Source organism: Rhodopila sp., from assembly GCF_965277165.1.
Lineage (GTDB): Bacteria > Pseudomonadota > Alphaproteobacteria > Acetobacterales > Acetobacteraceae > Rhodopila.
The window spans coordinates 1,492,536-1,519,403 of the sequence record NZ_CBDICE010000005.1 but is presented as its reverse complement, the minus strand read 5'-3'; the positions used below and the strand labels follow the sequence as shown (position 1 = coordinate 1,519,403).

At 63.4% G+C, this 26,868-nt stretch carries 23 protein-coding genes and 1 other RNA gene; 6 read left to right on the top strand and 18 right to left on the bottom strand.

Annotated elements, in window-relative coordinates:
- Positions 1-271 precede the first annotated feature (271 nt).
- From ACQY4Y_RS07680 to ACQY4Y_RS07600, 17 genes are all read right to left on the bottom strand, one after another.
- Positions 272-1,396 carry a GNAT family N-acetyltransferase gene (locus ACQY4Y_RS07680; protein WP_428489962.1) on the bottom strand — a complete coding sequence of 375 codons (1,125 nt, stop codon included), beginning with the start codon at positions 1,394-1,396 and terminating at the stop codon, positions 272-274.
- Positions 1,393-2,400, bottom strand: a complete 1,008-nt coding sequence (locus tag ACQY4Y_RS07675) for a sterol desaturase family protein (protein WP_428489961.1) — start codon at positions 2,398-2,400, stop codon at positions 1,393-1,395. Before ACQY4Y_RS07675 ends, ACQY4Y_RS07680 begins: the two co-directional genes overlap by 4 nt.
- Positions 2,401-2,410: 10 nt before the next feature.
- Positions 2,411-4,117, bottom strand: coding sequence for an FAD-dependent oxidoreductase (locus ACQY4Y_RS07670; RefSeq protein ID WP_428489960.1), 1,707 nt, complete (start codon positions 4,115-4,117; stop codon positions 2,411-2,413).
- Positions 4,101-5,249 carry a glycosyltransferase family 4 protein gene (locus ACQY4Y_RS07665; RefSeq protein WP_428489959.1) on the bottom strand — a complete coding sequence of 383 codons (1,149 nt, stop codon included), beginning with the start codon at positions 5,247-5,249 and terminating at the stop codon, positions 4,101-4,103. The genes ACQY4Y_RS07670 and ACQY4Y_RS07665 overlap by 17 nt, the downstream gene beginning before the upstream one ends.
- Positions 5,246-6,214 (bottom strand): NAD-dependent epimerase/dehydratase family protein, encoded by a 969-nt coding sequence (locus tag ACQY4Y_RS07660; RefSeq protein WP_428489958.1) that lies wholly within the window; start codon positions 6,212-6,214, stop codon positions 5,246-5,248. The genes ACQY4Y_RS07665 and ACQY4Y_RS07660 overlap by 4 nt, the downstream gene beginning before the upstream one ends.
- A gap of 214 nt (positions 6,215-6,428) precedes the next feature.
- Entirely contained in the window at positions 6,429-7,955 is a 1,527-nt protein-coding gene (locus ACQY4Y_RS07655; RefSeq protein WP_428489957.1) for a GumC family protein, read from the bottom strand.
- A 130-nt stretch (positions 7,956-8,085) separates the two neighbouring features.
- Positions 8,086-8,841 (bottom strand): WecB/TagA/CpsF family glycosyltransferase, encoded by a 756-nt coding sequence (locus ACQY4Y_RS07650; RefSeq protein ID WP_428489956.1) that lies wholly within the window; start codon positions 8,839-8,841, stop codon positions 8,086-8,088.
- Positions 8,838-10,055: a glycosyltransferase gene (locus ACQY4Y_RS07645; protein ID WP_428489955.1), complete on the bottom strand. Its 1,218-nt coding sequence runs from the start codon at positions 10,053-10,055 to the stop codon at positions 8,838-8,840. The genes ACQY4Y_RS07650 and ACQY4Y_RS07645 overlap by 4 nt, the downstream gene beginning before the upstream one ends.
- 3 nt (positions 10,056-10,058) lie before the next feature.
- A complete protein-coding gene (locus ACQY4Y_RS07640) occupies positions 10,059-11,462 on the bottom strand; it encodes a glucosamine inositolphosphorylceramide transferase family protein (RefSeq protein WP_428489954.1) in 1,404 nt (467 codons plus the stop codon).
- A 1-nt stretch (position 11,463) separates the two neighbouring features.
- Positions 11,464-12,198, bottom strand: coding sequence for a hypothetical protein (locus ACQY4Y_RS07635; protein WP_428489953.1), 735 nt, complete (start codon positions 12,196-12,198; stop codon positions 11,464-11,466).
- A gap of 94 nt (positions 12,199-12,292) precedes the next feature.
- Positions 12,293-13,843: an exopolysaccharide biosynthesis polyprenyl glycosylphosphotransferase gene (locus tag ACQY4Y_RS07630; protein ID WP_428489951.1), complete on the bottom strand. Its 1,551-nt coding sequence runs from the start codon at positions 13,841-13,843 to the stop codon at positions 12,293-12,295.
- 535 nt (positions 13,844-14,378) lie between these two features.
- Positions 14,379-15,488 (bottom strand): alpha/beta fold hydrolase, encoded by a 1,110-nt coding sequence (locus tag ACQY4Y_RS07625; protein WP_428490757.1) that lies wholly within the window; start codon positions 15,486-15,488, stop codon positions 14,379-14,381.
- A 106-nt stretch (positions 15,489-15,594) separates the two neighbouring features.
- On the bottom strand, positions 15,595-16,851 hold the full coding sequence (locus ACQY4Y_RS07620) for a cytochrome P450 (RefSeq protein WP_428489950.1): 1,257 nt from the start codon (positions 16,849-16,851) through the stop codon (positions 15,595-15,597).
- Between the two features lie 64 nt (positions 16,852-16,915).
- On the bottom strand, positions 16,916-17,242 hold the full coding sequence (locus ACQY4Y_RS07615; RefSeq protein WP_428489949.1) for a 2Fe-2S iron-sulfur cluster-binding protein: 327 nt from the start codon (positions 17,240-17,242) through the stop codon (positions 16,916-16,918).
- A gap of 27 nt (positions 17,243-17,269) precedes the next feature.
- Positions 17,270-18,502, bottom strand: a complete 1,233-nt coding sequence (locus ACQY4Y_RS07610) for an NAD(P)/FAD-dependent oxidoreductase (protein ID WP_428489948.1) — start codon at positions 18,500-18,502, stop codon at positions 17,270-17,272.
- Positions 18,503-18,757: 255 nt separating this feature from the next.
- Complete coding sequence (locus ACQY4Y_RS07605) at positions 18,758-20,071, bottom strand: ArnT family glycosyltransferase (RefSeq protein ID WP_428489947.1); 1,314 nt, start codon at positions 20,069-20,071, stop codon at positions 18,758-18,760.
- Positions 20,011-20,493: a hypothetical protein gene (locus ACQY4Y_RS07600; RefSeq protein WP_428489946.1), complete on the bottom strand. Its 483-nt coding sequence runs from the start codon at positions 20,491-20,493 to the stop codon at positions 20,011-20,013. Before ACQY4Y_RS07600 ends, ACQY4Y_RS07605 begins: the two co-directional genes overlap by 61 nt.
- A 173-nt stretch (positions 20,494-20,666) precedes the next feature.
- Between ACQY4Y_RS07600 and ACQY4Y_RS07595 the strand changes: the two genes are divergently transcribed.
- The 5 genes from ACQY4Y_RS07595 (at position 20,667) to recR (ending at position 25,077) form a co-directional block, all read left to right on the top strand.
- Positions 20,667-21,926 carry a glycosyltransferase family 2 protein gene (locus tag ACQY4Y_RS07595; RefSeq protein ID WP_428489945.1) on the top strand — a complete coding sequence of 420 codons (1,260 nt, stop codon included), beginning with the start codon at positions 20,667-20,669 and terminating at the stop codon, positions 21,924-21,926.
- Between the two features lie 188 nt (positions 21,927-22,114).
- Positions 22,115-22,211, top strand: an RNA gene (gene ffs / locus ACQY4Y_RS07590) — signal recognition particle sRNA small type.
- A gap of 45 nt (positions 22,212-22,256) precedes the next feature.
- Entirely contained in the window at positions 22,257-24,110 is a 1,854-nt protein-coding gene (locus tag ACQY4Y_RS07585) for a DNA polymerase III subunit gamma/tau (RefSeq protein WP_428489944.1), read from the top strand.
- On the top strand, positions 24,107-24,430 hold the full coding sequence (locus ACQY4Y_RS07580; protein WP_428489943.1) for a YbaB/EbfC family nucleoid-associated protein: 324 nt from the start codon (positions 24,107-24,109) through the stop codon (positions 24,428-24,430). The genes ACQY4Y_RS07585 and ACQY4Y_RS07580 overlap by 4 nt, the downstream gene beginning before the upstream one ends.
- Before the next feature lie 56 nt (positions 24,431-24,486).
- A complete protein-coding gene (gene recR, locus ACQY4Y_RS07575) occupies positions 24,487-25,077 on the top strand; it encodes a recombination mediator RecR (protein WP_428489942.1) in 591 nt (196 codons plus the stop codon).
- A 45-nt stretch (positions 25,078-25,122) separates the two neighbouring features.
- Here recR and ACQY4Y_RS07570 read toward each other — a convergent pair whose 3' ends face one another.
- Positions 25,123-25,806, bottom strand: coding sequence for a DJ-1/PfpI family protein (locus tag ACQY4Y_RS07570; protein ID WP_428489940.1), 684 nt, complete (start codon positions 25,804-25,806; stop codon positions 25,123-25,125).
- 57 nt (positions 25,807-25,863) lie between these two features.
- On the opposite strand from ACQY4Y_RS07570, the gene ACQY4Y_RS07565 reads away from it, so the two are divergent.
- Entirely contained in the window at positions 25,864-26,853 is a 990-nt protein-coding gene (locus ACQY4Y_RS07565; RefSeq protein WP_428489939.1) for a GlxA family transcriptional regulator, read from the top strand.
- Positions 26,854-26,868: the final 15 nt, after the last annotated feature.

Here is a 26,868-nt window from a genome sequence, read left to right as displayed (position 1 = left end):
GTTAGATTCCCGACGACTGCGTGAATTACCAACAAATCGCCGTCGCTTGCCTGCGCTTTACCGAGGAGTGATGATGCAGCGCAGCGCGCAACTTTATGCGGCAAGCCCGCATGATTATGGTCAATTCCTCCCGTTTGTGGTTAATTTTCCCGGAATGCTGCCGGCTCGTTTGCCGACCCGTTCCCAGCGCCATCCGGCGATTGAGCTATCGCAGAATCTGCTTACTACCCCCGGTCGTCAAGACGCGACCGGGATGCACGCGTGGCAGCCTCTAACCGGCCGTCTCCAGTTCTTCGGGGGGCGTGTCGCTGACCGTGTCCTGCCGCTGCCGCCGGCGCGCCAACCAGCGATGCCCCGAAACCGCCACCTTACCCATCAGCGTGCGCGCGCCGGTAAAGCTGCTCAGCAAGGTTTCCGCATTGGCCATGCGGAATTTGAAGGCCTCCGCACCACGCAGGAAGTCGACATGGCAGAGACCCCGATCGAACGACCAGCGTGCGTATTCCACGATCAGGATCGTGCCGGGCGACGCGCGATCGAACATCGGGTCATAGGCCGTGAAGTAAGCTTCCATGCGGCCGGAATAAACGAAATTGACCGATGCCGCCGCGATCCTTCCGCCACACTCCAAGACGAACAGCTTGGCCAGGCCGGATTGGCAGGCATGATCCAAAACTGAGCGCAAGACCGGTCCATCGGCGTCGAGCAACGGTGACGTCGGGTCGTTGGCGCGAAGCCAAAGCTCTTTGAGGCGCATGATCTCGTCGATCAAGGCATCGCTGTTGTCGAGTTGTTCGATACAACGGAATTCCACCTCACCGCCAAGTTCCGTCAAGATGCGCTTTCCGCGAGTATGGTTGTTGCGCCCTTTCTTATTGAGCGAGCGGAAGAACGCCTCACCGTTCGGCCACTGATTCTCAATTCGCATGCAACGTTCTTCCCGATCGCCGGGCTGCAATTGTCTACCGTCGCGAGCAATCCGATCCAGAAACTCCCGGCATTTCGCATCGGGTCGTATCTGTTGCAGGCTGACGAGATCAAAGCCGCCGAACCGGTGCAGCGCACTCCACAGCACCGGCATGGCAGCGGTGGCGTGGGCCGGATCAAGCAAGCAGTCGCAATAGTCGCTGAACAACTGCGCCGCCCAAGTCAGCACGCGCAGCCCAGAGCGGCGGTGCACCGCGCAGGGCATCGCCCCCCCGAGGCGATCGCCATCCCAAGCCAGCGCGATCTGAAGCTTGATTTCCCTCCGCCCTCGCACGCCACCGAGCCAGCCGGCGATCCAGGCGTGACTTTGAAAAATATGGCTACCCGAGCTTTCCCAAAGCTGCTGCCATGCCGGCTGAATGGCCGCGAATCTCCCCGCGTTTGTTACGACCTCGGTGGTAAAACTCAAACCGTCTCTCCGGCGTGATGGTCCGGACGCACCGTCTCACGGCGCGGGCCGAACAGTCGCAGACGGCCGGCGATCTTCTTCAACGGGACGACGTGAAGCTTATAGAGTGATTGATATTCGTCATGCTCGTTTTCCGTCAGCCCGAACACGAAATCTTCATCCGGCTCCGGCACCACCAGGGTGCCGAACAGCCGATCCCAGACGCTGAGCCCCAGCCCAAAATTTTTGTCCCAGTGCTTCTCGGCGAGACTGTGGTGAAGTTGATGGTAATGTGGGCTCAGCAGCACCGCGCTGAGGTATCGGCCATAGGACAGCTTTAGGTGGGTGTGACGGACGAAATCCATCATCAGGATGATGTTGCGCAGCGCATAGACGTTGATTCCAAAAACCGTCAATTCCACCGGGTCCAACGCAAAGAACAGCCACGCGCCGTAGCACAGGCCGGGGATCAGGCCGTCCCACCACCGGTTCATGATCTCGTCGATAGGATGCACACGGTCCTTGGTCACCCCGACCATGACTTGGGCGGAATGATGCACCTTGTGCAGCTCCCACAAGATCGGCACACGGTGCTGCATGCGGTGATACAGGTAATACGATAGATCGTATGCCAGCAACATGCTGATGGTGAAGCAAAGCAGCATCAGCGGGCCGGCGGGCGTGGCGGGATGACTGGGCACACCAATGACGCCGCTCAGTACCCAATAGGCGAAATGCCCGGCCGCCACAGTGGAAATCACTAGCGGTATCACTAGCAATGGCATGAAGATTCGCCGCGACAGCCAGAACAGCAAGTCAGCCCGTGCCGAAGGATGGCGGAGGGTTCCCGGCGGCACGAAGTGGCGGAAGAAATCCCGCACAGACCAGCGCTCCGGGTTGGCCCGCACATAGGTCACCATCGCGGCAAACAACACCGTCGCCCACAGCAACAGAAGCAGAATGCCGTTTTCGCCCGACACATGCTGCCAGGCAAGTTGTGCAAACCGGTGGATGTCTGATCCCATTGCAATCATTCTAGTTCACCATGGCAGAGTTTCTGGTCGTCGCCACCGAAGGAACCCAGGCTTCAGCCCGACCCAGGTGTTCGGCCAGGCGCAGCGCCATGGCAACGATCGTCAAGGTGGGATTTGCCTGGCTCGATGTTGGAAACACCGCACTTCCCGCTATAAACAGATTGTTGACGCCGAATACCTTTGCATCGGCATCGACCACACCCGAGGACGCGCTGCTGGCCATCCGGGCGGTGCCGATATGATGGCCGCCGTAAGCCCCGTCGCGGCGCACGACAGTTTCGATATCGGGCTCATCCGGCGCCAGCGTCAGCCGCCCGATCGCCTGGTCGGCAAGGTCCGCGCGGAGCAACTCAAACGACCGCTCGACCGTCTCGACATCCTGGCGGCTGTAGCGCCAATCCACCCGAACCTGGCGGTTGCCGAAACGGTCGGTTGCCGAGGCCAGGCCGATCCGGCTGTCGTGGCTGGGCGTCTGCTCGGCATGGAAGTCCAGGCTGAACAAATTAGTCCGCGGCCGAATGATCACCGATGGAAACTTGCGCTCGGCCAGCGTCCGGTCGCGCAACCAGTGGCTCAGAAAGCGCAAGGTCGCGAACGGGTCGGTCACCGCGTTCAAGCCATGTCGCAACCAGTCTGTTGCCCTCGCCGGCTGATCGCTGACCAGCCGTTTGGCATATTCGTAGCTGATGAAATTCTGCGCCAGATAGATCGCCGACAACGGCCCGGTGCGATGTCCCGGATCGGTGATCCGCGGATGATGCAAGCGAAACACCGCGTTGCCCAACCCATACTCGGCCTGCACATCGGCCCGCAACGATATCCGCCGGCGGCAATAGGTGCCGTCCGCCGCGACATCGTATCCATGCCAAACCGAGTCCGGTGGCCCCAGGACTTGCAGGCGGCCGATCGTGCCAGCGATGTGGCACATGTAAAACCGCCCCACCAGATCGTTGGCGTTCCCCACGCCCCGCGCATGCACGTCATCGGAGGTCAGCAGCAGCCGAGGCGTCTCGATCCCGCCCATCGCCAGCACGAACTGCCTTGCCACCACCGAAAAGCCATGGTCCTTGCCGTTGCGGACATCCACTCTTTCGATTCGCGTTCCATCCGACGACGCGCGAAGCTGGGTCACCGTGGCGCGCAGCAACACCCTGACGTTCGCCGCTGCCCGTAGCCTGGTCTGGTAGCGCGCACCAAAATTGGTCGGGCAACTGAATCGTTCGATCCCGTTGACCTCGAAGTGTCGCGGCGCGAAGCCGCGCAGCACCGGCCGCATCCCACCCGGCGACGCCAACCTTGCGTCATATTCATACTCACCCGCCTCACACAGCGCGTTCGCGGCTGGGTAGTATTGCGCCACGTCGGCGTAGCCGATCGGCCAGCCGGAGTGATCCATCCAGGCCCGAGCCTCGAAATCGATCGGATCGAACGGGACGCAGCGGCCGCCCCAGATCGATGTCCCGCCGCCGAGGCGACGTTGCCGATACCTGTCCGGCGGACTGTGCAGCGCCTCATCGACGACCTCGCCCGTATTCAGCGCCTGGGCATCGTCGGACGGACCGATATCGCCCGACTCCAGCAACACAATGCTGCGGCCGGTCTTGGCCAACTCGATCGCCAAAGTGATACCGGCCGGGCCGCCTCCGACGATGCAGATATCGGCCTGCACGATCGTGTCGCGGACTATCTGGTCAGCGTCCTGGATCATCGCTCACCTCCTGTACCGGCGGCCAGACCGAGCGGCTCGAGCCGCCCTGGCGTGGGGTCAGCGACGCATAAATCGCCCCAACCGACCTTGCAAAGGCTTCCATGGTGAACAATCGCTGATACAGCGCCGCGCCCGCAGCCGACCACTCGGCACCTAGTTCCGGCTGATCGATCAGCGTCGCGATCGCATCGGCGATGCCACGCTCATCGCCTGGGGTGACGAACAAGGCGGTATGCCGATCCTGCAGCACCTCGGGTATGGAACCGACTGGGGTGCAGATAACCGGGGTGCGGGAGGCCAGCGCCTCCAGGATCACCAGCGGCAATCCCTCGTCATAGGCTGGCAAGATCAGCGCGTCCGAATTGACCATCAGCGCCCTGGCGTCGCCCTGGCTGACCCACCCGGTGAACGAGACCCGATCGGCAATGCCAAGTTCGGCGGCCATCTCACGATAGGCGTCCACCGGACCGCCACCCGCCATGGTCAGACGGATATCGCGTGCGGTCAGCAGCGGTCCAGCGAACGATCGCAACAGATCCTTGACGCCCTTGCGTTCCAGCAGATTGCCGACGAACAGCAGGCGAAACGGTGCGTCCCCGCGGGCCGCGCGTTGCGCCACCAGGGTCGCGGGTACGCCGTTATAGATGATGCTGATCTGGGCCGGCCGTACTCCGAACTGATCGATGACCCAGCGGCGCCACACCTCCCCAAGCACGACGCAATGATCAGCGCCGCGGAACATCCATTGCAGCAGAGACTGCCCCGGACGCCCCATCGCGGCATGGAACTGCATGATCTGCGCGGCGTGCAGATGCAACAGCACGCGCCCGCCAACCAGCCGCGTCGCCGCCAGCAACACCGCTTTGCGGAACACGCTGCCGCGCTCCGCCAGGTTCAGATGCACCACCGCCAGCCGCCCGCGCGAGGCTTCCAGCCAGATTCGCGCCACCGCCAGCGCCAAAAACAGCGGCGACAATGCGATGTGACCACCGCCGCGGGTTTCCAGCCGCTTGAAGTCGAAGCGACCCGTCGGATCCTGCTGCATAGAGGCAAGATAGGCCATGATGCTGCCCATGCCGCCGCCAACCTGGCCGTAAGGGCACGCCAGGAACACCGTCCGCCGGTTGGTCATGACAGCATGGCCTGCGTCAGCCCGCGTTCGTGCTGGACCGCCGAAGCAATCATCCGTTCGAGAGGGGTTCGCGGCAGCCGCAGCGACGCCTGCGCACGGGAACAATCGATCCGGATATCCTGCGACCACAACGCCGCCAACGACGGCGTAATCGCCTCGGTCATCGGCGAGCGCAACGCCATGCCGGCAATCCGGCGCACCGGCGCCAGTAGCTTGGTTTCCATCCGAAGCGTCCGTGGCGCGATCCGCTGCACCGGCGTTGCGCCTAGCGCCTTGGCGAAGGCGGTCAGAAACTCGTTCCATGTCAGGTCGACCGAGCTTGAAACGTTGAACACGCTGCCGACGATATCGGGCGCGTTCAACGCGGCCATCACCGCGGCCACGACATCGTCGATGCACGCCAGATTGCAACACCCGTCACCCGCGCTGCCCAGGTCGCCGATACGGCCCGCCCGCAGCAAGCGAGCCAGCCGGGTCGTCCACTGCGGACTAGCCGGCCCGAATACACAACTTGGCCGCAGGACGACCGCGTCACCGCCGTCCCGCACGTAGCCAAGCACTATCCGCTCGCAGTCAATCTTGGCCTGGCCGTAGCCGCTCATCGGCGGGACAGGTGCGCTATCCTCGCGCACCGTCCCAGTCGCCGCTCCATAGACCGCCATGCTGCTGAGATGGATGATCCGCATCGGCGGCGAGGCGCGCGCCGCCTCGCACAGCACTTCGGTCGTGCGCAGCATCGCCTGATTGCTGCCGGCGATACAGTTCACCACATAGTCGACGCCGCGCAGCGCTTTGCGTACATTATCCGGCTTGGTCGCGTCGACCCCGGGGTCTGACCGCCGCGAGGCGGCCACCGGCCGGTAGATCGGGCTACCCGAAAGCGCGGCAACAACCCGCGATCCGATATAGCCCGATGCCCCAAGGACCAGCACCAGCTTGCGCGAAAAATCGACTGAATCTGGCATTATTATCCGCTGCTGGTTTGATGGGATTCTGCCGCCCGATCCTCGGGCGTAGCTGTGACGGCTGCCCGGATGCCTTATCCGACGCCCGGACTTACGCAGATTAATCTAGGTGCTGGGCGGGGGTCAGCCCAATCAATTGGTATCGACCGGGCTCACAGAACGAATATCGCCGGAACGAACAGGCCGAGGCCCGATCGTCCCGGCGATGTCAGGCTCAGGCAGGAACGACCAGCACCGAGGACGACGGGCCGCCGATCGCGCGCATTTCCGGCACGGAAGTCAGCACCGTCAATCCGGTATCCATCTCCAAAGCCTCCGGCCGGAGATAGATGGCCCGCAGGAAGTGCGACACCAGCACCGAAGCGATCGAGAGCAACATGCTAATCACGATCCCGGCCAACAGAATCAGGCGTCGCGTCGGCTGCGGCAGCGCCGGCACCCGCGGCGGCTGGATTACCCGCACCGAGGATTCACGATGCGCTTCCACCGCCTCAACGGTCTGCCGCTCATCAAGGATCTTAGACACCGCCTTGTAGTTATCTTCCAAGATCGCACGGTTGCGTTCCAGCTCATGCAACTGCGACTCATCGGCATCCAGCGAATTGATCTCCTTATTCAAGGTCGTCAATTGGCCTGCGATCACGTCATGCGCACCCAGGCTGGCACGCAGGTCGGCCTCGGTCTTGTTGCGGTCGGCCTGCACACCATAGGCCTGGGTCGCCTGCATCCGAGCGATATCGGTCTCCCGCTCCAGCATCTGGCGGCGTGCATCATCCACCGCCGGCGACCCACGGTAGCGGGTCTGCGCATCCTCCTGACGCTTCTGGTAGGCCTGCACCATTCCTTGCAGCGCTGCCGCCGCGTTCGGTGCACCCTTCTTGCCACCGGCGACAGCCCCAAGCGTCTGATTCAACTGCGCCAGCCGCGCCGACCGCTCGGCAATGGTGGCTTCCGACTTCGTCAGCGCGGTCTCCAGGGCACCTTGCTGCTGCAGCAGAATTGCCCGTCGTTCAGCAAAATTGCTGATATCGTGCTGCTGCTTGAACGAATTTAGCGCCGCGTCGGCGTCGGACATTTGCCTGCCTACTGCGTTCCGCTGCACCAGCACGATCGGCGCCTGGACGTCATTATACAGTTTCGCCCGCAATACGAGATACTGGGCCTCCAGCAGACGCAACGCGTCAGCCGCCACGTACTTGTCGGGATTGGTGAACTCCAAGGCTATGACGCTGGATTTCTTGTCCACGGTGATCGTCAGATTGCGCGCGAACAGACCGACCGCCATGGCCATCGGATCGTTCGGCCCGGTGCCGGTGGCTTTTTCCGTCAGTCCCAGGGAGTCGGTCACGAAACGCTTGGTGTCCACGATCCATTGACCGATCGGGCCCGGCTTCTCCAGCAGCTTGGGATACATCTTGGCGATCCCGATATCGCGGATCACCGTACGGTGCAGATCGTCACTGGTCAGAATGTTGGATTCGGTGCGCAGGATCTCTTCCGAATCCGGCCCCCCCGTCGGTGTGGTCAACTGACCAGCCGCCGGGCGGAACGCGTGTTCGGTGCCCATCAGCACCAGAAGGCTGGATTTAGCCTTGTAATCCGGCTTGATCTGCACCGCGATCACAATGCTCAGAGCTACGATGCAGAAGAAGATCAGCGCGATCCGCGCCTTCTGCGAGAAGGCCGTCAGCATCAGGTCGCGCAGTACCAGGCGCGGCGGAAGAGCGAGGGTCTCGTTCATGGTTCAAATCCTGCCAGGTTCAAAAGGGATGTCCGGATTCTCTCCGGACGCCGGTTCCATGCCGGGCGGTCGACCCCCTTGCGCCCGGTGGAGATGGAAGCAGCGGATCGTCGACCGACGGTGAGGTCGATCATGATCGACCCTCCCGCAGAATCCGGAACTGATCCTCGATGACCGCACAGCCAAAGCCTATCGATGCAGTAACGTATCGTCTGATCAGCCGGGATGGCTCCTGAAGCACGCGCCACAGCCACTCCAGACCGGCTGACTGCCACTTGGACGATGCGCGTTGCACCAACCCGAGTTCGACCTTCACCGCCTGGCCGACACAGAACGCCCAACATGGCGGCAGCAACACACGATAGCTGTCGACGAACACCTCGCTGCGCGGCGCACCTACTGCCATGACCAATATTGTGCTGCGGTGTTCGCGGATTGCCTCCGCCAGACCAACACAGTATTCCGCGTCTCGTTCGAACCCGAACGGCGGCACCGCGACCCGGCTTTCAACCCCGTTGCAAGCGGCCCAGGATTCGACCGCCTTACGGGTCGTCGCACTGTCGACCACGAAGAACAATCGCTGCGCAAACGGATACGGTGCCAAGTGCATCAGTTCCGCGGTGATCTCGCAGCCGGTTACCCGCGACGCCGGAACCCCGCAAAACCGAGCATACAGTTGCACCGGCCAGCCGTCGCAGACAATGCGAGCTGCTTTCTGGTACGCCTCGGCCAGCGCCGGCGAACGCCGAATCGTTGCGATATGATCAATGTTTGGCGTCACCACCAACGCTACCCCATCGGCCGGAGCATGGCGAACCGCCGCGCCGACGATGTCGCGGGCCGACTCGGTGCTCAGCGTCAGGCCGAACGGACGGCTGGCGTTCATGCCGACGCCGCCCAGGCCTGGTTCGGCGCCAGCGCCTTGAACATCGCCATATAGCGTGACGCGCACGCCGCATAGCTGAAGTCTCCCGCGCGTTCGCGCAGCATGTCCGCCGGAAACCGCTCACGCAACGTGGCAACCTGATCCATGGCCTCGGCAAGAGCGGCGGGATTGCGCGGTTCGACCAGCACGCCGTAGCGACCACCGTCCAGAATTTCCCGCGGTCCGTATTCGCAGTCGGTGGCGATCACCGGCGCGCCGCAACCCAGCGCCTCCACCACGACGTTGCCGAATCCCTCACAACGAGAGCTTAGCAGGAACGCATCAGCCTCGCGAAAGAACGGCAGCGCGTTGCTATGAAACCCGGCGAAATCCACCGCATGGGTCAAGCTCAACCGCGCCACCAGATCGACAAGCTCATCCTGTCGCGGGCCGGTGCCTAGGACGATCAACCGACTGTCCATCTCTCGCCGATGAATCGCCAACGCCCGGATCATGGTCTCATGATCCTTCTGCGGAACCAGACGTCCGGCGGTGACAAATACTGATCCGCTGCGCGTCGATCCCAGCCAGGGATGGTCAACCGGCTCCATGCTGCGGGCCTGAAAGTCCGGACCCACAACCGGATTATTGATGGTCAAGATCAGCTCTTTCGGCAACCGCGCCAACGTCGCCAGTTCCGCCGCCACCCCGTCGGACACCGCCACCGCCCGGGTGATCAGTGGCGAAAGCATCCGATAGGCCATGGCGATATGGCGATACAGCCTGCTCTCCCCGGCGGCGAAACTGATCGAGATCGGGTTGTGTTGGCAGATCACCACCTTGGTGTGACTGAAGCTGATACTTTTCGCCAGCAATGCAGCCACATTGTTCAGATCGACGTTGGACAGCAAAATATCCGGCTTCTTGGCCCGAAGAAAACGCGCCAGGCCGGGAACGTCCATCAGCGTGCGCGAACTGTTCAGATCGACCACGCGCAGCCCAGGCGGGACCTGATCCAGCAATTGTCCGCGCAACCGGTGCAGCACCAGGGTGACGTCGGCGCCGCGGCGGCGAAATTCCTCCGCGATGATCAGGCTCTGCCGCTCGACGCCGCCGCCCGCCAGATCGTGCAGGTAGATCGCCACCGACAGCCCGCTTGCGCTGCCATTGTTGCGGGCCGGCGCCGATACATCCATTCGACGCGCGGCGGGTGCGGCGGTAACCGATACGGACATGGTTCAGCCCATCCCTACGCTGGAAACGACGCGTGATGCGCGGGTCAGCAGCTTCTGTCGAAACAGACCCAGATCGAGCACGAAGCGCTTGCCGTCCAGCCAGAACCGGTCGCCGTCGTGAACCAACGTATGCAAGCCATGCGGAAACGGGCCGGACCGATCCGGTCGAAGCACGGTAACCAGCGATTCATGAAACTCGGTTTCGCTGAGCGTCAGCACTTCATGGATCGCCACCGCGGCACCGTAGGTCGCGGCGCAGTCTTGGCCCGGACGAAACAAACGGCCGGCGAATTCGAACATCATCCCGGCCGGGCGGGCCCCGCGCACATCGATCTTGACCGGCCATTTGGCATGCGGGGTCCACGGACCGGTAATCGCCGGAGCGTGCAACAGGCAAAGATTATCGTGCCCCCCCAGGTCCAGGTCGGTGCAGCCAAGCCAGTAGCATCCGTTCCAGCGAAACAACGTCGGGTCAGCCAGCCGGGCATGCGGCGCAGCCTCGCATAGCGCGATCAGCCGCCCGTCATCATCCAACCGGTGGATCACCGTGGCGCCACGCTCGGTCGACTCGGGCACGCAATAGACAGTGTCGTCGTCGCTCAGCGTGCAGGGATAGGAATGATGATAGCCATCGTCCAACACCACCGTCGGGGGCGAGAGAGAGCCCCCCCGCTCGGCAACCGCTACGATCCGACCGACACCGTTGGTCAGAGGCATCTCCTCGCACAGGATACGACCGGTTCCCGGCCAGGGAAACGGATCCGCAAGGTAACGATGCCCGGCTTTTGCGCGATACCAGGTGACGTCGCCAAGACCGCCCCCACCGAGCACGCGGTCCATTGCCGCTGTCGTGGTGCCGATGCTCCACCATTCGGCCATCAGGCGATCACGCCATTTGCTACGCATCGCATCCAGCCAGCCAGGCAGACCACGGGCCGGGGCTGCCGGTAGCGAACCCGCCGGCCCTCGGCCGCGGCCAAGCGCGGCATCGCGCACAAAGCGCATCGCCAATCGATCGATCGTCGAGCTGAACGCGGCCCGGCTGCCACGCGTGCCCAAGGTGCCTTCGTCCAGAATTTCCGGTACCGCCGATCCCGGTTGATACTGCACCAGCCGAAGCGTGACCGCGTACGGCGAGCGGTGCCAAGTTCGCCCGAGCACCCCAGGATCATTCACCGCCGCGCCCGACGCGGTTTCGAATCGCCACAGCAGCGCGTCGCAGGGCGGCGCGCATCCCGGCTCAAGCCGCGGCATGGCCGCCTCGGTCAGCGCCGGATCACCCAGCGCCGCGTCCACGATCTCGGAGCTGTCGATCCCGGCCAGCACCACGACGAACGGCGTTTTGTGGGCGCTAGGCCAAACAGTCGCACTACTCCAGAGAGCGGCAGGGCTGGTCACCGTTTTCATGTTAGTGCCGGCCCAGCCAGCGCGGCATCACGCTCCGCTCGCGGTTCAGCACCACACCGACGGTCTGACCGCCGAGACGCTCCAGCAACGACTTGGCGTTCTCGATTTCCCACTGCTTGGTTTTGCCGGCGGCAACCACCAGCACCGACCCGTCGCAATAGCGCGATACCGCGGCGGATTCCGGCGCCTCGGTCGGCGGTGTATCCAGCACGATCACCGGATGGTTCGCCCGCAGCATGTCCAGCATCGATTGCAGCCGGTCACCACCCAGCGCCAGCAGTGGCCGCTCGCCGGGTCCCAGCCGAGCCCAAAGCAGGTTCTTCGCCTCGCGCGCCGGGGTCATCGCATCGGTCAGCGGCAGCCCGCGGCGCAACGCATCGAACAGGGACGGCGTCTGCAGATCGCTTCCGCCACGCCGAGGTTTCGCCGCCCGCCCGGCATTGCAATCAATGTAAAGCACCGGCTGCGCGCAATCGTCGGCCGCCACCCGTGCGTAGCCCGAGGCCACGGTGCTGGACCCGGTCGCTGGGGTCGGCGAAATGAACTGCACCACCAGCGGCATCGCGCTGGTGCGTCGCGCCTCGATCGCGTAATACAGTTGCACGAATGAGGGATGGTGACGCGATATCGCGCCGATGTCGATCCGCACCGGCGCGATGGCATGCTCCTCGGTCGGTTGCGCGACCGGGGTCGATTTGCGAAGAATCGTGAGCTCGGGGTTGGGCGACCTGTTCACGGTAAGCTTCTCCAAATCCAAATTCGGGCTTCAATCGAAATGACCGGGCCTTGGTGCACGCGGCAAACTAGGGCTATCCGGACGCTATGCGAAATCAAAACGCATTGTCATCGGCAAAAACCAGCCGCACGGTACGCCACAAAATCTTGAGGTCGAGCGCCAGCGACCAGTTCTCGATATAGTAGAGGTCGTGATTGACGCGGTGGACGATCTTCTCGACGCTGTCCAGTGCGCCGCGATAACCATTGACCTGGGCCCAACCGGTGATGCCAGGTTTTACACGATGACGTGAAGGATAAACCGGAACCGCCTCTTCCAGCGCCAATCCACCCGCCGTCGTGGCCAGGGCATGCGGCCGCGGACCGACCAGTGACATGTCACCCCGCAACACGTTCAGAAGCTGCGGGATCTCGTCCAGGCTGGTTCGCCGTAACCAGGCTCCCACGGCGGTCACCCGCTTGTCGCCACGCAGCGCCTGTTGCTCGGCGTCAGCGTCGGCGAGATGGGTGAACATCGAGCGAAATTTCAACACCTCGATCAGCCGGTTATTGTAGCCTAGCCGGCGTTGCCGAAACAGCACCGGTCCCTTCGAGGTGAGCTTGATAGCCAATGCGATGGCCAGCATCACCGGCGAGATGAACGCCAGCAACGCCAGCGACAGGGCGATGTCTTCGGCGCGCTTGATGAACGCACCCCAACCGCCGATCGGGCGCGTGCAGGCCATCAGCAACGGCAGATTGTCGAATGCCCGATCGGCCCTGCGCAGCGGCAGGTCCAGACCGTCCAGGCCGGGATAAATGTAGACATCGACCGGCGCCATCGAGATCCGCTGGATCACCGCTCGCATTTGCTCGGCGGCGGACCAGGGAAACGCCACCAACACGGTGTCAACCGCATCCTGACGGATCATCCGCTCCAGCGCGTCGAGATCCTCAATCGCCGGCGACCCAAGAATATGGTCGCGCAAGCTGGATCCGCCCAAGCCAACGGCCGCATGGTCCACGATGCCGATCACATCGAAGCTTCGCCGCCTCTCGGCAGTCATTCGGTGTAACAGATCGTGGATCGGCTCAGGCTCGCCGATGATCACCGTCCGGTTCAGCGGCTTGCCGCCCGCGTGCAGCCGTAGCCGCGCCAGCCGCGCGCCGATCAACCCGACAAACCCGAGCACGAGAAACGTCGGCAGCCAGGCGCCCCCCAGCGTGGCACCCATCTGCGTGGCACCCGTCTGATCGAGACCGGACGCGAGGCTGCCATGGTCCGAGATCACCGCCAGGCAAAAGGTCGCAAGGGTACCGATCGCGACCGCCTGCAGCCAAGCCAGGACAATCTTGCGCCAGGGTACGGTATGGCTGACTATTTCCGAGGCGGCATAAAGCCCACGCTCAAAGAAACTTAGGCTCAAGCAAACCGTCAGGCAGGCGATCGGAACGACGACCGAGGCAGCGCCAAGCTGCTGCGCCGGGTTGAACAAGGCGTAGCATAAAAATGCCACGCCCGCGGTCACCGCCGCGTCCAGCCCGACAAGAGCGAGTGTCAGGGTTGCTAGGCGCGGACGCGGAGCGAACCTGTGTTGCCCGCCGAGGAGCGCCGACAGGCGGGGGTCCGCCAGCACGACGTCAATCGCTATATCCGGTTCCGCCATCGCTGGCATCCGCCTGTTCCTGTTCCTGTTTGGGTGCGTGGCACCCATGACTCGCCGCGCATCTCCGGTCCACGGCGGTGACCGAGGCCGATAGCTGCCGGCATATATCGTGATAGATTTCGACTGACCTTCGTCTGAGACAGCCCTTCCGGGTCCAGCGTGGTCGAGTGGCCATCTGGACAGGCACTAAGCTATCGCGGCCTCGACAACGTACGAAACCAAACTCTGCGTGTACCACAATCAGATGAAATGTTTCGAAATGCTCTCGACCATTGATTGCGACGCATGGAATCGCGGATGATACCTCGCCTAAATATGCTAGTTAGCAAAGATTCCGATCGGAATATCAAGTTTTTAGAATCCAAATGACCAAGAATCTTGAATATTCCCATTATCAAGCTGGGTTATATGTTCATATCGCAATATATTGCCACAAGTAGAACGTTTTCGCAATACCCGCAATTAGTGCGTCCACCGCTACGTTTCGTAACCCAGAAACGCCACGACCCAGTCCTCGGCGCCACCGCCACCATCATTATCGGCACAAAAACTTCATCAACACGGCGGTCACTCCCGCCGAATCCTCCTGCTGAACCCAATGTCCCGCGCCGTTTATCAAGTGGCAATCTAGCATTTGCGTGCATACATCGGTCTGCATACGGTCGATCGCACCAAATGTCTGGTAAATCCCCCAATCATGAGCCCCCGCGATGAACAGAGACGGAATGTCAATAGTCCGACCGATGAAGACTTGCATTTCCGCATTGCCAATTCCCTGAGTGCGGCAGCGGTACCACTGTAGACCGCCCTGAAACCCGGTTCGTTTGTATTCGCCACTGTACACCCGCAGTTCGGCCTCAGGCAGCCATCGACAATCGGCGATCGCCGCGGGCGACGGCATCTCCGCGGCAACCGTCCGCGGCATGTCCCGGTCCAGATCCATGATGTAATAGGTCGGCATCCGTGCCAGTTCGCTGGCTGCCCCCGATGCCAGACGAAACGGCTGATTGCCAGACCAATCCGCACTTTTGTGGTGGTAGTAAGCGCGCAGGAAACCATGAATGCCCGGCTGGCTGCGCATCATGTCGGCATTTGCCTCGCGCGTCGAGTAATACCACTGATAATGCTTGCGCGGACGTTCCAGCCCCGCCAGCGCCACATGCAGGTCGGGCCCCGTCGCCGGCGCCAGGCTGGGTAGTCCGCCGAACGGTGCGCTCATCAAGACCAAGGAGCGGAATAGGTCGGGCCGTAGTAATGCGCACCACGCGGAGACCGAGGCGCCGAAGTCGTGCCCAACCACCGCCGCCACCGAATCGCGGCCCAATGCCGCTAACAAGCCGACGACGTCACGCACCAGATTAATCGGCCGGAACGACGCAAGGTCGCCGTCGTAGTCCGGATCCCAGCCGGTGGTGCGGCCATAGCCACGTTGGTCCGGCGCGATTACGTAGAACCCGGCGGCGGCCACCGCGGGCATCACTTTGCGCCAGGAATAGGCTAGTTCCGGAAATCCGTGCAGCAACAGCACACATGGCCGCTCGGGTTGCCCAGCCTCCAGTAGATGCACCCGCAAGCCATTGACGTCATTGACAAAACGGGCCCTAATGCCGGACGGAAGTAGATCCGACCCCAGCACATCGACCATCTCCGGTTCGCCTTTCACAGGCCGCTCGTCGGCAGCGAGGTCATAATTCCACTCGCCGGCGGCGAGATCCCAATCGCCGGATCAGGCCGCGCTCGCCATCGCCGCGTCAGGCCGGAATGCGAACCTTCATCTCGGTGATGCCGTGAATGAAGTTGGAGTAGATCCGCCTCGGCTCCTCGACCAGCTCGATCACCGGGAACCGCTTCATGATCTCTTCCCACAAGATGATCAACTGCATCTCCGCCAACCGGTTGCCGACGCAACGATGCACCCCGAAGCCGAATGACAGATGATGCCGCGGTCGCGCCCGGTCGATGATAAATTCGTTTGGACTGTCGATCGAGTCCTCGTCACGGTTGCCCGACACATACCACATCACCACCTTGTCGCCGGCCTTGATCTGCTTGCCGCCCAGCTCAGCCCCCGCCACCGCCGTGCGGCGCATGTGCACGATCGGTGACTGCCAGCGAATGATCTCCGGCACCATGCTGGGAATCAGCCCAGGATTTTCGCGTAGCTTCTGATACTCTCGGGGATGCTTGCACAGCGCCCATAGTCCCCCGCTCATTGAGTTGCGCGTGGTGTCATTGCCACCGACGATCAGCAACGTCAGCGTGCCCAGGAACTCCGCCGGGTCGTTGACCAGATTTTTCGTCGCATCGCCGTGTGCCAGCATCGAAATCAGGTCGAAGCCGCCCGGCCGTGCCGCCCGCTCATGCCACATCGCGGTGAACGTCCGCAGCGCCTCGGTCAAGATCTCCAGCCGCTTCTGCTCGGAATCGACGACCCCCCCGGCATTGACGTCCTGGGTGGCGCAATCCGACCAGTAGGTCAGTTTGCCGCGTTGCTCCAGCGGGAAGTCGAACAGCGTGGTCAGCATCAGCGTCGTCAACTCGACCGATACCCGCCGCACCCAGTCGAAGGTCTCACCGCGCGGCAGCCCGTCGAGCACCGTGCACACGCGCTCTCGGATGATGCCGGACATGTTGTTCAGATTGGCCGGCGCCACGATCGGGCTGACCACCTTGCGCTGCTCGTCGTGTCGCGGCGGATCCATCGAGATGAAGCTGGACCGCCGAAATTCCATCGGCCGGTCGGTGATGCTAATGCCGCCCAGCTTAGCCTCCGACGAATAGATCTCTGGATGGGTCTCGACCGCCATGATGTCCTTGAACCTGGTCACCGACCAGAACGAGCCATACTTGCCGTTGGCCCGCCAATGCACCGGATCCTCGCGCCGCAAACGCGCGAAATACGGGTGATAGACGTCGTCTTGATACAGCCGCGGATCGCTGACATCGATCTGGTCAAGCGGCGTCTTCAGCGCATCCGAAGCAGGGTCGAAATGGACCGGCGCATTCATCGCAGCGAACCTCCCTGTTGTTGCTGTCTCATCTCCGCCCCAGCGGCCCGTTCTGTAGTCCGCCTTAATGCTGGCCTTCCGGCATCCGCACCACCAGCCCGTCCAGAGCGTCGCTGACTTGAAGCTGGCAGGATAGCCTGGAATCGGGCTGGGTGACCGCGGCGAAGCTCAGCATGCTGGCCTCCTGCGAGCCCGGCTCCGGCCGCCCGATGCGGTCCAGCCAGGCGGCGTCGATATAGACGTGGCAGGTGGCGCAGGCGCACTCTCCGCCACAGTCGGCGTCGATGCCGGGTACGTTGTTGTCCACCGCCCCCTGCATCACCGATCGGCCGACCGCCACCTCGATCGGGTGTTGCGTCCCGTCGTGTTCAATATAGGTGATCTTGGGCATCTGAATTTCCCTGCTGCCGGCGTCGCGTTAGGCCGCCAGTTCCTGCATCGATACTGACATATCTTCGATCCGCGCGCGAGCCAGCCGTTTGCGCCGCGCGATGATCCGGCGTCCGCCCATGAATTCAGTCGAGGCGTTGACCGCCTCCACCGCCTGCACGGTGCCGTCAGCGGTCAGATGAAACAGCGCGAACCTGCCGACCCCGACATCGCCGCGCACCGCGACCTCGGTGCAGTCGAACGGCAGGCCGGCGATCTGCAGCCGCAGGTCATACTGATCGGACCAAAACCACGGTACTTCCGGCGTCGGTGCCGGCTTGCCGCAGATCATCGCCGCCGCCTGCTTGGCCTGCTCCAGCGCGTTCGGCACGCTCTCCAGCCGCCCCAGTCGATCGTAAAGCGGCAAGGGTCGGCTGGTGCAGTCACCGATAGCGAAGATCGCCGGATCGTCGGTCCGCGCCGCCAAGTCCACCGCGATGCCGTTTTGGCACGTCAGCCCGGCCGCGCACGCTAAGTCGTCGTTCGCCAGCGCGCCGACGCCGATCAACGCCGCGTCGCAATCGATCAGCCGACCATCGCCCAGCCGCACGCCGCTGACCCGCCCCGCCGTGCCCTGCAGCGCGGAGACCTGGGCATCCAGCTCCACCGTCACGCCCCGACAGCGGTGAAAACCTTGGAAGAACTCCGACAGGATCGGGCAGGCGACACGCGCCAGCAACCGGCTCTCACGCTCGATGATGATCGCCTCCGCGCCCAGCGACCGCGCCGAGGCAGCCGCTTCCAGCCCGATATATCCTCCGCCGATCACCGCCAGCCGAGCGCCCGGATGCAGCGCCGCCTTCAACCGGTCGGCATCCGCCACGGAACGCAGCTCCAACACGCCATCCAGATGGACCCCCGGCAGAGTCAGCCGCCGCGCCCGCGCCCCAAGCGCCAGGATGAGCACGTCATACCCCAACGTTCCGCCATCCGACAGCGTCACCGTCTTGGCTGCTCGGTCGATCGCACTCACCCGCGTCGCCAGCCGCAAACCGATCGTCGCGTCGGAGTAGAACGCCGCCGGCCGCAGCGCCAGGCTCTCGGCCGTCGCCTCGCCCTTCAGCCAGGCTTTCGACAGCGGCGGACGCTGATACGGTGGAATCGGCTCCTCGCCGATTAGCGTGATCGCCCCTTGCCAGCCAAGCTGGCGCAGCATGGCGGCGGCCGATCCGCCGGCATGGCCGGCGCCGGCGATGACAATGTGGCGGCTGTCCTGCGTCACCCGATAGTCTCCGTCGTTTCAGCGGATAGGAGCAGGGGGCGGGGGCACTCGGCAAGCAGTCAAAGGTTACGGTTGTCATAACGTTGCAGAAAGCGTCGCGGATGGATCCTGGGCCGGTTGCTGGGTGGTTCAAATGCCTCTAGGTCTCGTTCGGATTGCCGGTCAGACGTCCCGTCGGGTGGTCGACAGTGAATTGCCGTTTTGGAAAACAGACTCGGCTCGCTGCTTCAGGAAGCCGCGCGCGGTTCGAGGATACTACCGCGGCGGTTGCGCTGGCGCTTTATTCGTGTCGGCGGCGAGAGTCTGCGGAGCACTCAGAACCATCAACCGGTCCAAGTCCGCCGGACGGATATCGTTGCCGCGAATACGATACAACTCGATCGGGTCACCCGATGACGCATCTTGCCACAACAGTTCCCAGCGCCCGGGCATCAGGTGGCGTGCGGCGCTCAGCTGGTCCAGGTGCTGCCATTGGTTTTTCGCCGCGGTTCGGAGCAGTACCAGCGGAATGGCATATTCATCGATCGCAGCCATCACCTGTTCAGGCGTGGTGTAGCGCGGCTTATACTCGCTCGTGTTGTAGCCACCCCCGCCTAACAGGCGCGACCCCCGGATCGCGAACAAAGAGGTGCGAGCCGGATCTGTCAGCGCCAGTTCGGCCACCGCCGCACCTTCAGTCGTGGCATCGGTTGCGATTAGTACGGACGGGTTGGTCGCAATCCGCTCCCGCCAAATCTCAGAGGCGGCCTGGATCACGCCGAGCCGCTGCTTCGGAACCGTCGCGGACCACAAGCTTGGCGCGGCGGAGGAAACCACCAGGCCCAGCAAGACAAGCCCCACTGCATGACGCCAGCGCGGCCGCGGAACGCGACTTAGCATCAGTCTCACACGGGTAAATCCCTGGCTCGCTAGAATCAGCAGCGGCGGCAAAATTGGGGCCAGATAGCGATCTTGAATCGCTGCGGGGACGATGGTCTGAAACAGGCAGACCGAGGCCAGCAGTGCCGCCGCCGCGACGATAACATTGTCCTGCCCAACTCCGCTCGTATGCCCGGTATCCGGACGCTTTCGCCCAGCGGTAAGACAGGTTTCGAGAAATCCCATAACGCAGAGCGCAAGAACGATGGGGCCGAAAGCGCCCGCCAGAAACGCGCCGTTTTCCCGCACGGCTATGTCGCTGTAGTCAAATCCCCAGTGGTATCGGAAACCCTGTGCGACAAGCTTGTAAGTCAGCAAGTTCCAGGGTCCCGCAAGCAGCGCTACAATGGGCAGAGGCAGCCAAAAGCTGGCATGGCGCAACAAATCGAAGCGACGGCCGATGAGTATGAAGCAGGGCGGCAGCAAAGCGAGGCAGGCCGCATTGCCCTTGATCAGCAGTGCCGCCGCGGCCACCACGCCAAATCCCATTGCATGGCCTGCCGCGCCGCGGGATGCTCCTGCGCGCGCGGCGAAGCCGGCGTAGCTGAGCATGGCGAGCAGGCAGCAAAGCGCTATGGCGCTGTCCAGCATCACCGTTGTGCTGGCCGCCTGGAAGATCCCGGAAAGGACAAGCGCGGTGGCGGCTGCCATGCCAAGACCGTCGCCATTTCTGCGTGCCACGACGAATCCAGTGATCGTGGCACAGTAACAGTGACGACAGCAGACAACAGCAACAGGGCGCTCCGGGTGGTTCCGAACGCGAGCATCCAGCCCGCTTCAACGGCGTAATATAGCGGCCCCCAGTGCCCGATCCCGACCAGAGGGTAATGGCTGTGGAAGCTGGTCAGGAACCCTATCGGCGACGCCGGGCCGCCGGAAGCCAACAGGCCACGGGTTAAATAATCATGCAGCAGCAGGCCCGAAACGACGTGCGAACTGTCGTCGTTACTGAATTCGGCGTCGAACGCTCCCGCGTGGTTTTGCAGGATAACGGTGAGAACCAATAGCAGCCCCGCTGCAATCGCAACGCGTGCCACCCGCCACATCGGCTTGCTGGTTCGATCGACTACCATCGTCTCATGCCCCGTATCCGCGCCTGAACACCGCCCGCCGGGCCGACTTCAACCACAGCCAAACGGTATCGCAACTATACCGTTTAACTATCTATTGAAAATAGGCAACATAAAGCTATAAGGTCCGGCGAGTGCGTCACTTCGCGCAGACACCACGATTTTGGATCCAAAAGATGAATGTTGCGGTTTGCGAAATGCCTCTCGTCACGCCGGATTGCGAGCTCACAATCCTCATGCCTTGCTTGAACGAGGCGGAAACCCTGGAATATTGTATCACCGAGGCAAACGCGTTCTTCACACGAACCGGCATTCGCGGAGAGGTGGTGATCGCGGACAACGGCAGCAATGATGGCTCGCAGACCATCGCGCGCTCGGCCGGCGCCCGGGTAGTTGATATTAGCGCGCGAGGTTACGGTTCAGCATTAAAGGGCGGCATAGAGGCTGCCCGCGGCAGTTTCGTTGTCATGGGTGACAGCGATGGCAGTTACGATTTCGCCCGGCTGGACTTATTCATCGAGAAACTACGCGCCGGATTCCAACTGGTGCTGGGCAATCGCTTTAAGGGCGGCATTGCCAAGGGGGCGATGCCGATGGTGCATCGCTATTTGGGTAACCCGGTCCTGACGGCGATCGGCCGTATGTTCTTTCGCAGCCCGTGCGGGGATTTTCACTGCGGATTACGGGGTTTCGACCGTCGGGCAATCCTTGCGCTCGACTTGCAAGCTGCGGGAATGGAATTTGCCAGCGAGATGATCGTCAAGGCCAGCGTCGACAAGCTGCGCATTACAGAGGTTGCAACGACACTTTCACCGGACGGTCGGAATCGGCCTCCGCATCTGCGAACTTGGCGCGACGGCTGGCGGCATCTGCGCTTCTTGTTGCTATTCAGCCCGCGATGGTTATTCTTGTTCCCTGGTTTTGCCACGTTTGCGCTGGGGACGCTGGCGTCGCTGGCACTGTTGCCTGGCCCGATTGGTGTCGGCGGCATCGTGCTTGATGTCCATACCCTGCTCTACACCTCGACAGCGGCCGTCGTTGGCTTCCAATCGGTCATGTTCTGGGTGTTCGCGAAGGTTTATGGCCAGCGAGAGCGGATTGTGCCGCCGGATCCATGGTTCGATAGTGTTGTGCGCTGGGTCAGCGTCGAAAATGCTCTGCTCACTGGACTGGTGCTTCTCTTACTCGGCGTGGCGCTCGGATTGTGCGCCTTCGGTTTGTGGAGTTCGCACGGCTTCGGTTCGCTTCACCCTCAGGACACGATGCGGTTTGCGATCCCGTCCGCCGCGATTATAATTCTGGCATCCCAACTCGTTTACGGCGCGTTCTTCATCAGCCTGCTTAACATCCGCGCAACCCACCCAGAATCTCGCTCCACGGATCGGCAGGTGGAAAACGAGATGCGTGCGGTTTCGCCTGGTTCGGCACGGGCATGACCCTACAGGTGGTTTCCCTTGTTCGCCCAGCATCGCACTCGCGTGAGGCGCAGGCAGCGGAAGTCGCGCGGTAGTCGCTGGTCTTTCCGCCTGAGGTTGGCGTTCCGCCGCATGGCCGGGTCGCAGCCGCTGCGAAAAACCCGAAGCACCTTGCCGCCTCCCCCCTGAAGCGTGGTAACCTCGGTCCGGGAGATCGGCGGTGGACGGGCGCCTCGCCAACCCGGTCAGGTCCGGAAGGAAGCAGCCGCAACGGGTCACCGCTCGGGTCGTTTGTCGGTCTCCCACTGTCGCCCCCTTGCCGCTCACGCCGGCCGTCAGGTGAACCCCGAAATGTCCGGCATTTCCCCCCACGACCCCGCCGAGCAAGACGATTCGCCGCCGCCGCCCGATGGGCCCGGCCTGTTCGGCGACGCCTTGCCGGTATCGCTCCCCGAACCGGTGCATCCCGTCCCCTACCGCGTGCTGGCGCGCAAATACCGTCCGACCACGTTCGACGACCTGATCGGACAGGACGCCATGGTGCGCACACTACGAAACGCCTTTGGCGTTGGGCGCGTCGCGCATGCCTTCATGCTGACCGGCGTGCGCGGCGTCGGCAAAACCACCACCGCCCGCATCATCGCCCGCGCGCTGAATTGCGTCGGCGCCGACGGCAACGGCGGACCCACCGCCGATCCGTGCGGCGTCTGCGCCAATTGCGTTGCCATTCTCGCCGACCGCCACCCCGACGTGATCGAGATGGACGCCGCCAGCCGCACTGGCGTCGACGACATGCGCGAGGTGATCGAGGCCACGCGGTTCCGCCCGATGCAGGCCAGGACCAAGGTCTTCGTCATCGACGAAGTTCATATGCTCAGCCGCAACGCGTTCAACGCCCTGCTGAAGACGCTGGAAGAACCGCCGCCGCACGTCAAATTCGTCTTCGCGACCACCGAAATCCGCAAGGTGCCGATCACCGTGCTGTCGCGCTGCCAGCGCTTCGACCTGCGCCGCGTGCGAATCGCTGAGCTGGCGCAACTGTTCGGCCAGATCGCCGCACGCGAACATGTCACCATCGAGCCCGCTGCGCTGGATCAGATTGCCCGCTCCGCCGACGGCTCGGTACGAGACGGTTTGTCGATCCTGGACCAGGCGATCGCCCAAATCGATCAGGGGGCCGAGGCAACCATCACCGACGCCCAGGTCATCGACATGCTGGGGCTGGCGGATCGAGAGGCCGTGTTCGACGTGATGGACGCCGTGATGGGCGGCAAGCCCGCCGCCGCCCTGGCGATCACCGACCGGGCCTATGAGCGCGGCGTCGATCTGGGGACCCTGCTGCAGGACCTGCTGGAACTGCTGCACACCGTGACCCGGCTGAAATCGATCCCCAGCCTGCGCGAAGGCCACGAACTGTCGGAAGCCGAACGCACCCGCGGCGCCGGCCTGGCGGATCGATTGACCGTCCCTGTGCTGGCGCGGGCCTGGCAGATGCTGCTGAAGGGTGTCGCCGAGGTTGAAACCGCCCCCGATCGGCGCGCCGCGGCCGAGATGGTGCTGATCCGGCTGTGCCATGTGTCCGACATGCCGACACCGGGCGACCTGGTCCGTCGCCTCGGCGTCGGCGAACCGCCCGCGGCGCCGCCCCCATCCCCTCCGTCCGGCGGTGGCGGTGGTGTCCGCGCCGTCGCCAACGGTGCGCCGGTGATCACGTCGGAAGCGGCGCCGGCAAGGCCTCGGCTCGGAACCTTTCGCGACGTCGTGGCCCTGGTCGGGGAGCGCAAGGAAGCAATGCTGCACGCCCACCTTTTGCACTCGGTACACCTGGTGCGGTTCGCTCCGCCGGTCATCGAATTGCGCCCCCAGCCCGAGGCACCGCGCGATCTGGCGTCGCGGCTGGCGGCGCTGCTTTCGGAGCTGACCGCGACTCGCTGGACAATTGCGCTGTCCACCGCAGCCGGCGAACCGACGATCGCGGCACAGGGCAGCGCCGCCGACGTCGCTCGCAAGAGCGCCGCCGCCGATCATCCGTTGGTCCAGGCGATCCTCGCGGCATTTCCGGGCGCGCGCATCGCCACGGTCCATGATAAGACGGCAGACGCCTACGGATTGCCGACCGCTGCCGCGGATGCGCCCGACATGGCGGACTTCGCGCCACCCGATGCCGCCTATTTCGACGACGACCCGATGGAGATCGACCTATGAAGAACCTGGCCGGGATGATGAAGCAGGCGCAGCAGATGCAGTCCAAGATGCAGGAATTGCAAACCAAGCTGGAGGCCATGGAGAGCACCGGCGAAGCGGGCGCCGGCCTGGTGCGTGTAACGCTGAATGGCAAGAACGACCTGCGCAAGATCACCATCGACCCGAAGATCATCGATCCGGCGGATGCCGAGATGCTGCAGGATCTGATCGTGGCTGCCCACCGTGACGCCAAGTCCAAGATCGAAGCCGCCTCGGCCGAAGAGATGCAGAAAGTAACCGGCGGAATGCAACTGCCGCCCGGGATGAAGCTGCCTTTCTAGTGGACGGTGGGTCAGAGGGTTACTTTGTCCCCCGCCGCTGAGCGCTGACCACTGAAATGGGCCCCGAAGTCGACCACCTGATCAGCCTGCTATCAAAGCTGCCGGGCATGGGCCCGCGCAGCGCCCGGCGCGCCGCGCTAAAGATGCTGCAGCAGCCGCAATCCCGCATGCTGCCTCTGGCCGCCGCACTGGCCGAAGCCGCCCGGGCGGTGAGACCCTGCGCCGATTGCGGCAACCTCGATAGCCAGGATCCATGCTCGATCTGCGCCGACCGCCAGCGCGACCGGTCGGTCATCTGCGTGGTCGAGGGGGTTGGCGATCTCTGGGCCTTGGAACGCGCGCGCGTGCACCACGGATTATATCACGTGCTCGGCGGCACGTTGTCGGCGTTGTCGGGCGTCGGGCCGGAGGACCTCGCACTCCCCGGCCTGCTGACCCGTATCGCCGAGGGCGACGTGACCGAGGTGATCCTGGCGTTGGGCGCGACAGTGGAAGGCGCCGCCACCGCCCACTGGCTCACCGACCAACTGCGTCCGACCGGCGTTCGCGTGACCAGGGTCGGACAGGGCGTCCCGATGGGCGGGGCTCTGGACGTACTTGACGACGGCACCCTCGCTGCCGCCTTGCGCACGCGCAGCGCAACTTAAAAACAAATGCAACCGGGGTCCCCGGTTAACGCCGTCACCACCGCCTCATGCCAACGCAGCCGCGACCCTGGCGACGCGTTCCTCTCGCTCAACCCGCAGCGCCGCCATCTGGGCACGCACCGCTTGCACAAGTTCCGGCCGCGCCGTATCCGGGCTGCCGGCATCGAATGGTGGCGCGGGAGCGTATTCGATCCCCAACTGGATGGTTTCCGCAATATCCTGGCCGGCGAGCTCGGCCACCATGGTCAAGGCGAAATCGATCCCCGCGGTGACGCCGCCACCGGTCATGACCTTGCCGTCGCGCACCACCCGGCCCTTGGTGGGGACCGCCCCCAGCGGACCCAGCAGGTCGGTCCATGCCCAATGCGTCGTGGCCCGCTTGCCGCGCAGCAATCCGGCGGCGCCCAGCACGAGCGATCCGGTGCAGATCGAGCCGACAAACCGCGCCGTCGTAGCCTGGGTGCGGAGGAACGACAGCACCACTTCATCCTCCATCAGATCCATCACGCCGGATCCACCCGGGACACAGACCACGTCGAGCAACGGGCACGCTGTCAATGTGGTGTCGGGGACGAGCGTAAGTCCGCCGTGGGCCTGGATCGGATCGAGCGTCTTCCACAGCACATGAACAGTGGCGCCGGGCAGACTGGCAAACACCTGCAGCGGGCCGGTCAGGTCGAGCTGGGTCATCGCCGGAAAGGCCAGCAGGCCAATGCGGTATTGGGTCACTCCGGAATCTCCTTGCTTCTGGACAACCCGGTTATCGCATGGCACGGTCTGGCGTAAATGCCAAATGCCCCACAAATCGAGCCAACACCGCGCCGGATGGAATTTCTGGCTTTTCCCGACGTGCAGTTGTTGGACGTGGCTGGGCCGTTCCAGGTTTTGGCCAGCGCCAACCGCCTGCTTGAGCAAGCCGGTCAGCCCGCGCCTTATGCACTCCGGGTCGTCTCGCCCGTTCCAGGGCCGATCATCTCGTCGGCCGGACTGACGCTGTTGGCCGATCCATTGCCCTCCCCGGATCAGCCGCTGGATACGCTGATCATCGCCGGTGGAGTGGGCGTGGATACGGCCTACCGGGATCGCTCAATCGTCGACTGGGTGGGGCAGCGTGCCAAGGTCGCGCGCCGGGTTAAATCGGTTTGTTCCGGCGCATTCCTGCTGGCGGCCACTGGTCTTCTCGACGGCCGGCGCGCCACCACGCATTGGTCTCGCTGCGCCGATCTGGCGGCAGAATTTCCAGCGATTCAGGTGGAGCGGGATCCGATCTACGTCAAAGATGGCCCGATCTGGACTTCGGCCGGTATCACCGCGGGGATCGATATGGCGCTCGCTCTGCTGGAAGCCGATCTCGGACGGGCCGCCGCCGCGGCGGTCGCCCGTCATCTGGTGATGTTCGTCAAGCGCCCTGGAGGTCAGGCCCAATTCAGCGCGGGTCTGGAACTCGCGGGTTCGGACGCGACATTCGACCCGCTGCACGACTGGATGAAACGAAACCTGCGCGGCAATCTGGCGGTGCCAGCTTTGGCTGAACAAGCCGCCATGAGCCAGCGTAGTTTTGTGCGGCATTATCGCCAGATCACCGGCACTACTCCGGCCCGGGCCGTCGAACGAGTTCGCGTCGAGGCCGCGCGGCAGGCCCTTGGCGAAACCGGACTGACGATAAAGCGCATTGCCCGCGATTGTGGCTTCGGTTCGGAGGAAACCATGCGCCGCAGTTTCCTGCGCATTCTCGCGGTGCCACCGCACGCCTACCGGGAAAGATTTCCTGTATAGCCATCCCAGACCACC

Excerpts from the sequence above, each read along its gene's own strand:
- ACQY4Y_RS07675 (WP_428489961.1), bottom strand. The coding sequence starts at position 2,400 with ATGGGATCAGACATCCACCGGTTTGCACAACTTGCCTGGCAGCATGTG.
- ACQY4Y_RS07670 (WP_428489960.1), bottom strand. The coding sequence starts at position 4,117 with ATGATCCAGGACGCTGACCAGATAGTCCGCGACACGATCGTGCAGGCC.
- ACQY4Y_RS07665 (WP_428489959.1), bottom strand. The coding sequence starts at position 5,249 with ATGACCAACCGGCGGACGGTGTTCCTGGCGTGCCCTTACGGCCAGGTT.
- ACQY4Y_RS07660 (WP_428489958.1), bottom strand. The coding sequence starts at position 6,214 with ATGCCAGATTCAGTCGATTTTTCGCGCAAGCTGGTGCTGGTCCTTGGG.
- ACQY4Y_RS07655 (WP_428489957.1), bottom strand. The coding sequence starts at position 7,955 with ATGAACGAGACCCTCGCTCTTCCGCCGCGCCTGGTACTGCGCGACCTG.
- ACQY4Y_RS07650 (WP_428489956.1), bottom strand. The coding sequence starts at position 8,841 with ATGAACGCCAGCCGTCCGTTCGGCCTGACGCTGAGCACCGAGTCGGCC.
- ACQY4Y_RS07645 (WP_428489955.1), bottom strand. The coding sequence starts at position 10,055 with ATGTCCGTATCGGTTACCGCCGCACCCGCCGCGCGTCGAATGGATGTA.
- ACQY4Y_RS07640 (WP_428489954.1), bottom strand. The coding sequence starts at position 11,462 with ATGAAAACGGTGACCAGCCCTGCCGCTCTCTGGAGTAGTGCGACTGTT.
- ACQY4Y_RS07630 (WP_428489951.1), bottom strand. The coding sequence starts at position 13,843 with ATGGCGGAACCGGATATAGCGATTGACGTCGTGCTGGCGGACCCCCGC.
- ACQY4Y_RS07625 (WP_428490757.1), bottom strand. The coding sequence starts at position 15,488 with ATGGTCGATGTGCTGGGGTCGGATCTACTTCCGTCCGGCATTAGGGCC.
- ACQY4Y_RS07620 (WP_428489950.1), bottom strand. The coding sequence starts at position 16,851 with ATGAATGCGCCGGTCCATTTCGACCCTGCTTCGGATGCGCTGAAGACG.
- ACQY4Y_RS07615 (WP_428489949.1), bottom strand. The coding sequence starts at position 17,242 with ATGCCCAAGATCACCTATATTGAACACGACGGGACGCAACACCCGATC.
- ACQY4Y_RS07605 (WP_428489947.1), bottom strand. The coding sequence starts at position 20,071 with ATGGCAGCCGCCACCGCGCTTGTCCTTTCCGGGATCTTCCAGGCGGCC.
- ACQY4Y_RS07600 (WP_428489946.1), bottom strand. The coding sequence starts at position 20,493 with ATGGTAGTCGATCGAACCAGCAAGCCGATGTGGCGGGTGGCACGCGTT.
- ACQY4Y_RS07595 (WP_428489945.1), top strand. The coding sequence starts at position 20,667 with ATGAATGTTGCGGTTTGCGAAATGCCTCTCGTCACGCCGGATTGCGAG.
- ACQY4Y_RS07585 (WP_428489944.1), top strand. The coding sequence starts at position 22,257 with ATGTCCGGCATTTCCCCCCACGACCCCGCCGAGCAAGACGATTCGCCG.
- ACQY4Y_RS07580 (WP_428489943.1), top strand. The coding sequence starts at position 24,107 with ATGAAGAACCTGGCCGGGATGATGAAGCAGGCGCAGCAGATGCAGTCC.
- recR (WP_428489942.1), top strand. The coding sequence starts at position 24,487 with ATGGGCCCCGAAGTCGACCACCTGATCAGCCTGCTATCAAAGCTGCCG.
- ACQY4Y_RS07565 (WP_428489939.1), top strand. The coding sequence starts at position 25,864 with ATGCCAAATGCCCCACAAATCGAGCCAACACCGCGCCGGATGGAATTT.